Annotated in this window: 6 protein-coding genes; all 6 read left to right on the top strand. The window is 59.1% G+C overall.

The features are described 5' to 3' along the window. Positions 1 to 218: 218 nt before the first annotated feature. A complete protein-coding gene (locus H620_RS0106510) occupies positions 219 to 950 on the top strand; it encodes a hypothetical protein (RefSeq protein ID WP_027906992.1) in 732 nt (243 codons plus the stop codon). A 305-nt stretch (positions 951 to 1,255) separates the two neighbouring features. Then, complete coding sequence (gene benR, locus H620_RS0106505; protein ID WP_023380496.1) at positions 1,256 to 2,212, top strand: benABC operon transcriptional activator BenR; 957 nt, start codon at positions 1,256 to 1,258, stop codon at positions 2,210 to 2,212. A gap of 94 nt (positions 2,213 to 2,306) precedes the next feature. Beyond that, complete coding sequence (locus H620_RS27360) at positions 2,307 to 3,230, top strand: RHS repeat-associated core domain-containing protein (RefSeq protein WP_244880947.1); 924 nt, start codon at positions 2,307 to 2,309, stop codon at positions 3,228 to 3,230. An 83-nt stretch (positions 3,231 to 3,313) separates the two neighbouring features. Then, complete coding sequence (gene benA, locus H620_RS0106495) at positions 3,314 to 4,672, top strand: benzoate 1,2-dioxygenase large subunit (RefSeq protein WP_023380499.1); 1,359 nt, start codon at positions 3,314 to 3,316, stop codon at positions 4,670 to 4,672. After that, positions 4,669 to 5,154 (top strand): benzoate 1,2-dioxygenase small subunit, encoded by a 486-nt coding sequence (gene benB, locus H620_RS0106490; RefSeq protein ID WP_023380500.1) that lies wholly within the window; start codon positions 4,669 to 4,671, stop codon positions 5,152 to 5,154. Before benA ends, benB begins: the two co-directional genes overlap by 4 nt. A gap of 72 nt (positions 5,155 to 5,226) precedes the next feature. Then, positions 5,227 to 6,237 (top strand): benzoate 1,2-dioxygenase electron transfer component BenC, encoded by a 1,011-nt coding sequence (benC, locus tag H620_RS0106485; RefSeq protein ID WP_023380501.1) that lies wholly within the window; start codon positions 5,227 to 5,229, stop codon positions 6,235 to 6,237. Positions 6,238 to 6,355: the final 118 nt, after the last annotated feature.

The raw sequence follows: 6,355 nt of genomic DNA, 5'->3' as shown, positions 1-6,355 counted from the left end.
TCACCTTTCCGCTCTTACAGCGGGTCACTTTTTGGCAGACGCCCCAAAAAGTAACCAAAAAAGTCTGGCTCCTATCATCCGGCCCCTACGCTTCGCTCCGGGGTTCCCTCGCTCCGGTTTCGTGAAGCCGCGTATCGCACTTTTTCTCGTTTCTGGGTTCTATGCTTGGCCAGGCCCCGCCGATCCCCTGCGTGGCCGCCGACTTTGACCCGGTGCCAATGGTTGTACGCAAAACCCAATTCCTAAGACGACTGCTGCTGGCAGGAACCTTGATGTCGCTCGGCGCCTGCACCCAGCAACAGGGCCGCGATATCGTCAGCCAGCTCGGAGACGGCAAACCCAGCGAGCTGTTCCAGACCAGCGTCGACCGCTTGGCCACGCTGTCCATGCGCGACAACCTTCAAAGCCTGTACCTGCTGATGAACAAGCTCTACCTGCGTAACCCCAACCAGGTGAAATTGTCCGGCTACCTCGACGCCGCCACCGCCGAACGGCAGATACGCCACGCGATCGAGCAGCGCCAACCCCTGGCCCAACTGGGCAACAGGCGTGATCTGGCCGCCTTGAGCTATGCCCTGAGCCCGGAATTTCGCGGTGATCGCGTCGGGGCTTTCATCTATGCCATCGGCAGCATGCTCATCACCGCACACGGTGGGCGCACGGCGTTTTACATGACCGACACCATCGACCCCTTGTTCATCAACAACGCCGCCCGCAACATCGAAAAAGCCACCTGGATGCTCAGCCAACGACAAGATGCCAATGGTGTATTGCTGCTGTTCTCCAACGAGATCTCGGAAGAGGGCAGCAACCTGAGTTTCGCCGTCGAGTTCGGCAAGATCGTCGCGAGGCTGGACCTGCTGGCTGAACTGCTCGACGAACGATACCGACGCATCGGCCTCAACTACGCCCAGAGCCTGCTGCTGATGAACTTCCTCCCCGTGCAATGAGCCCCAACGTCTGCACTGCCCCTGTAGTCATTGCCTTGCCAGCGATCCGGACGTCAACGCCAACCAGAATGTTCGATAATCGCACCAAGCTCTCCCTCCAGCCGTTCGCTATCCGCACGCCCAATCCGGGCCTCAGATTGCCACTCACCCGCCTTTTTGCTTAGTGTGTGGCGATCCGCCGAACGTCGCCTGCCCCAGTGGACGCGCCTCAGGCCCGATAGAATGATCGTGAACGACCGCAACCACAGGCCCCAGGCCAGTAGGACGCGGCGACCAGAACAATAACGAGACCGAGTGCCTTGCCTATGGAAAGCCGCCTGCTGAGCGAGCGCAGTAGCGTGTTCCATCACGCCGACCCTTATGCCGTGTCCGATTACGTCAACCAGCACGTGGGCCACCATTGCATCGGCCTGTCCCGCACCACTCATCCCCAAGCCAGCCTCAGCCACCGCAAGTTCGCCGAGCTCGACCTGTGTCGCATCAGCTATGGCGGCAGTGTGCGCGTCACCTCGCCAGCGCTGGAAACCATCTACCACCTGCAAGTCCTGCTCAACGGCAATTGCCTGTGGCGCGGGCACCAGCGCGAGCACCACCTGGTGCCGGGCGAGTTGTTATTGATCAACCCGGACGATCCGGTCGACCTGACATATTCGGAAGACTGCGAGAAGTTCATCCTCAAGGTACCGACCCATCTGCTCGATTCGATTTGCGCAGAGCAGCGCTGGCAGCGCCCTGACGGCGGCGTGCGCTTCCTGCGAAACCATTACCGGCTCGAAGAGCTGGACGGCTTCGTGAACCTGATGGCAATGGTTTGCCATGAAGCGGAAGTGAGCGATTCGCTACCCAGAGTGCAGAGCCATTACAGCCAGATTGTCGCCAGCAAGCTGCTGACTCTGATGAGCACCAACATCCGCCGCGAAAGTCTTAGTGCGCCGCAGGCCGGCCTTGAGCGCATTCTTGACTACATCGAGCGCAACCTGAAACTGGAGCTGTCGGCTGAGGCGCTGGCAGAGCAGGCCTGCATGAGCTTGCGCTCGCTGTATACCTTATTTGACAAGCATCTGGGTACTACGCCCAAGCATTACGTGCGTCAGCGCAAGCTGGAGCGGGTGCATGCATGCCTGAGCGACCCGACTTGTAGTGTGCGCAGTGTGACCGAGGTGGCCCTGGATTACGGATTCCTGCACCTAGGTCGTTTCTCTGAAGTATACCGGCAGCAGTTTGGCGAACTGCCTTCGCAGACGTTCAAGCGGCGCGGATGATGAAATCTGGTTTGCCCTCATAGCATTTCTGCCAGTTGCGAGTGCGCTGCTCTCGAACCACCATTTGCTCTATATCAGCTAGATGGTGGCAGCCATGACGAAATCGCAGAAGCAGTTATATTTCTACTCTCCTGAAGGTCTTGCGCTAGTCAAGCGTCCCGGTGCGGGTGCTACTCGTTTTTTGCGCGCTGCAACTCGCATCCTGGCACAGTGGGATGAAGGGCAGGTAGCACTTTATACTACGGACTTACAAGGTTCGGTCATCCGATTTGCAAGGCGCGACTTATGCTCGATGAATTATACCGTGTATGGGTACGACGCCGAAAAAACATGTGCGTCCGCACTGCGATATTGTGGGCAGCTAAAAGAACCAGTAACAGGGCACTATTTACTCGGGGATGGCTACCGTGCATTCGTCACAGGGTGGATAATGAGGTTCAACGCCCCGGACAGCCTCAGCCCGTTCAGAGAAGGTGGACTGAATGCTTACAGTTACTGCGCTGGAGATCCAGTCAATAGGGTTGACCCCACTGGGCACATGTTGAAATCATTGTTCCGCAGGAAAACATCACGAGAGCAGGCGCCGAGGCGCTGCAATCGTCCTGTGACACCCGAGCCACTTGAACTTAACAGTCGCAGGTCTGCCAATCGTCCTCTGCCACCCGAGCAACTTGAACTTAACAATCGCATGTCTGCGAAGCTAAAAGAACACAACGGAGTGTTTCGTTTGCAAAGATTTGAACACTCAGGTCGGCTTACCGGTGCTGGCTGGGGAGGTAAAATAAATAGTATGTATGAGGCTGATAGTTGGTCTTGGAAGGAGCTTGATGATGTAGAGATTTATGCTTTGAATATGAGGCATAAATGGAGAGATCTGGATTCGAATGATATAGTGGCCTTGCGCGACGTAGAGGGGCTATTAAAAAAGATTGAGTCTAATTTGCCTGAAAAAACCAAAGGGAACGAGAGGATGCACTGGAGGTTAAAAAACGGCCATTACATTCGCACAGATGGATAGCACTCTGCACAATCCGGATAGTCCCTCATCCCCCGAATCCCTAACCTGACATGGCCTTACCAATAACAATGGAGACCCTGGCCATGTCCCTGGGATTCGACTACCTCAATGCCATGCTCGAGGACGACCGTGAAAAAGGCGTCTACCGGTGCAAGCGTGAAATGTTCACCGACCCGCGCCTGTTCGACCTGGAGATGAAGCACATCTTCGAGGGCAACTGGATCTACCTGGCACATGAAAGCCAGATCCCCGAGAAGAACGATTTCCTCACCCTGACCATGGGGCGTCAGCCGATCTTCATCGCGCGCAACAAAGACGGGGAGCTCAATGCCTTCCTCAACGCCTGCAGCCACCGCGGCGCCATGCTCTGCCGGCACAAGCGCGGCAACCGCTCCAGCTATACCTGCCCGTTCCACGGCTGGACCTTCAACAACAGCGGCAAGCTGCTCAAGGTCAAGGATCCGAGCAACGCTGGCTACCCCGACAGCTTCAATTGCGATGGCTCCCACGACCTGACCAAGGTGGCGCGCTTCGAGTCGTACCGTGGCTTCCTGTTCGGCAGCCTCAATGCCGATGTCAAACCGCTGGTCGAGCACCTGGGCGAGTCGGCCAAGATCATCGACATGATCGTCGACCAGTCGCCTGAAGGCCTGGAAGTGCTGCGTGGCGCAAGCTCCTATATCTACGAAGGCAACTGGAAGCTCACTGCCGAAAACGGTGCCGATGGTTACCACGTCAGTTCCGTGCACTGGAACTACGCCGCCACTCAGAACCAGCGCAAGCAGCGCGAGAGCGGCGAAGAAATCAAGACCATGAGCGCAGGCTCCTGGGCCAAGCAGGGCGGTGGCTTCTACTCCTTCGACCACGGCCACCTGCTGCTGTGGACCCGCTGGGCCAACCCCGAAGACCGCCCAGCCTATGAGCGCCGCGAGCAACTGGCTGCCGACTTCGGCCAGGCACGCGCCGACTGGATGATCGAGAACTCGCGCAACCTCTGCCTGTACCCGAACGTCTACCTGATGGACCAGTTCAGCTCGCAGATCCGTATCGCCCGGCCGATCTCGGTGAACAAGACCGAAATCACCATCTACTGCATCGCCCCCAAGGGCGAGAGCGCGGACGCCCGCGCCAAGCGTATCCGCCAGTACGAAGACTTCTTCAACGTCAGCGGCATGGCCACGCCGGACGATCTGGAAGAGTTCCGTTCCTGCCAGACCGGCTATGGCGGCGGCACTGGCTGGAACGACATGTCCCGCGGCGCTGAGCATTGGGTCGAAGGCGCCGACGACGCAGCCCGCGAAATCGAGCTCAAGCCGTTGTTGTCGGGTGTGCGCACCGAGGATGAAGGCCTGTTCGTGCTGCAGCACAAGTACTGGCAGGAAACCATGCTCAAGGCCCTTGAGCAGGAACAGCGACTGATCCCAGTGGAGGCCGTGCAATGAGCCTGCATGACACCGTGCGCGACTTCCTTTACCGCGAAGCGCGCTACCTGGATGATGCCCAGTGGGACCTTTGGCTGGAGCTGTACGCAGCCGATGTAACGTTCTGGATGCCCTCCTGGGATGACGACGACACCCTGACCGAAGACCCACAAAGCGAGATCTCGCTGATCTGGTACGGCAACCGTGGCGGTCTGGAGGACCGGGTGTTCCGGATCAAGACCGAGCGTTCCAGCGCGACTGTGCCGGACACCCGCACCTCGCACAACATCAGCAACATCGAGATCGTCGAGCAAGGCGAGGGCAGCTGTCAGGTGCGCTTCAACTGGCACACCCTGAGCTTTCGCTACAAGACCACCGACAGTTACTTCGGTACCAGCTTCTACACCTTGGACCTGCGCGGCGAGCAACCGCTGATCAAGGCCAAGAAGGTGGTCCTGAAGAACGACTACGTGCGTCAGGTCATCGACATCTACCACATCTGATCCGCAGTAACGCGAGCGCCGTTCGGCGTGCCACACGGCGCGCCGCGGCCAGGCTCGCCCGCGAGGTGCAACATGAGCTTCCAGATCGCACTGAATTTCGAAGATGGCGTCACCCGTTTCATCGAGGCCAGCGGCCATGAGACCGTCGCCGACGCCGCCTACCGTCAGGGCATCAACATTCCGCTGGACTGCCGCGACGGCGCCTGCGGTACTTGCAAGTGCAAGGCTGAATCCGGGCAATACGACCTGGGCGACAACTTCATCGACGATGCCCTGAGCGAGGACGAAATCGCCGAAGGGTATGTGCTGACCTGCCAGATGCGCGCCGAAAGCGACTGTGTCGTGCGTATTCCGGCGTCCTCGCAAGTTTGCAAGACCGAACAGGCCAGTTTCGAGGCGGCCATCAGCGATGTGCGTCAGCTGTCGGAAAGCACCATTGCCTTGTCGATCAAGGGCGAGTCCCTGAGCCGCCTGGCGTTCCTGCCAGGGCAGTACGTCAACCTCAAGGTGCCCGGCAGCGACCAGAGCCGTGCCTACTCCTTCAGCTCGCTGCAAAAGGATGGCGAAGTCAGCTTCCTGATCCGCAACGTCCCGGGCGGCTTGATGAGCAGCTTCCTCTGTGGCCTGGCCAAGGCCGGCGATAGCATGAGCCTCACTGGCCCGCTGGGCAGCTTCTACTTGCGGCCGATTCAGCGCCCGCTGTTGCTGCTGGCAGGGGGCACCGGCCTTGCGCCGTTCACCGCGATGCTGGAGAGAATCGCTGAACAGGGCAGCGCGCACCCACTGCACCTGATCTACGGAGTCACCAACGATTTCGACCTGGTCGAGCTGGACCGCCTGCAGGCCTTGGCTGCACGCATCCCCAACTTCACCTTCAGCGCCTGTGTGGCCAACCCGCAAAGCCAATACCCACGCAAAGGTTACGTCACCCAACACATCGAGCCGCGCCACCTCAACGACGGTGACGTGGACGTGTACCTGTGCGGGCCGCCCCCGATGGTCGAGGCGGTTAGCCAGTACATCCGCGAGCAGGGCATCACACCGGCCAACTTCTTCTACGAGAAGTTCGCGGCGGCTGCCTGAGTTTTCATGGGGCTGCCTGCATCGTGCGGGTGAAGGCGGCCCCCCTTTTATTCGATTGGCACGTCCTGTAGGGCACGGCGTTGGCTCCGCCTTCGATCGCCGGCAAGCCGGCGCCTAC

This window comes from Pseudomonas taiwanensis DSM 21245 (genome assembly GCF_000425785.1).
Taxonomy (GTDB): domain Bacteria; phylum Pseudomonadota; class Gammaproteobacteria; order Pseudomonadales; family Pseudomonadaceae; genus Aquipseudomonas; species Aquipseudomonas taiwanensis.
This window is presented reverse-complemented; position numbering and strand designations above follow the sequence as displayed.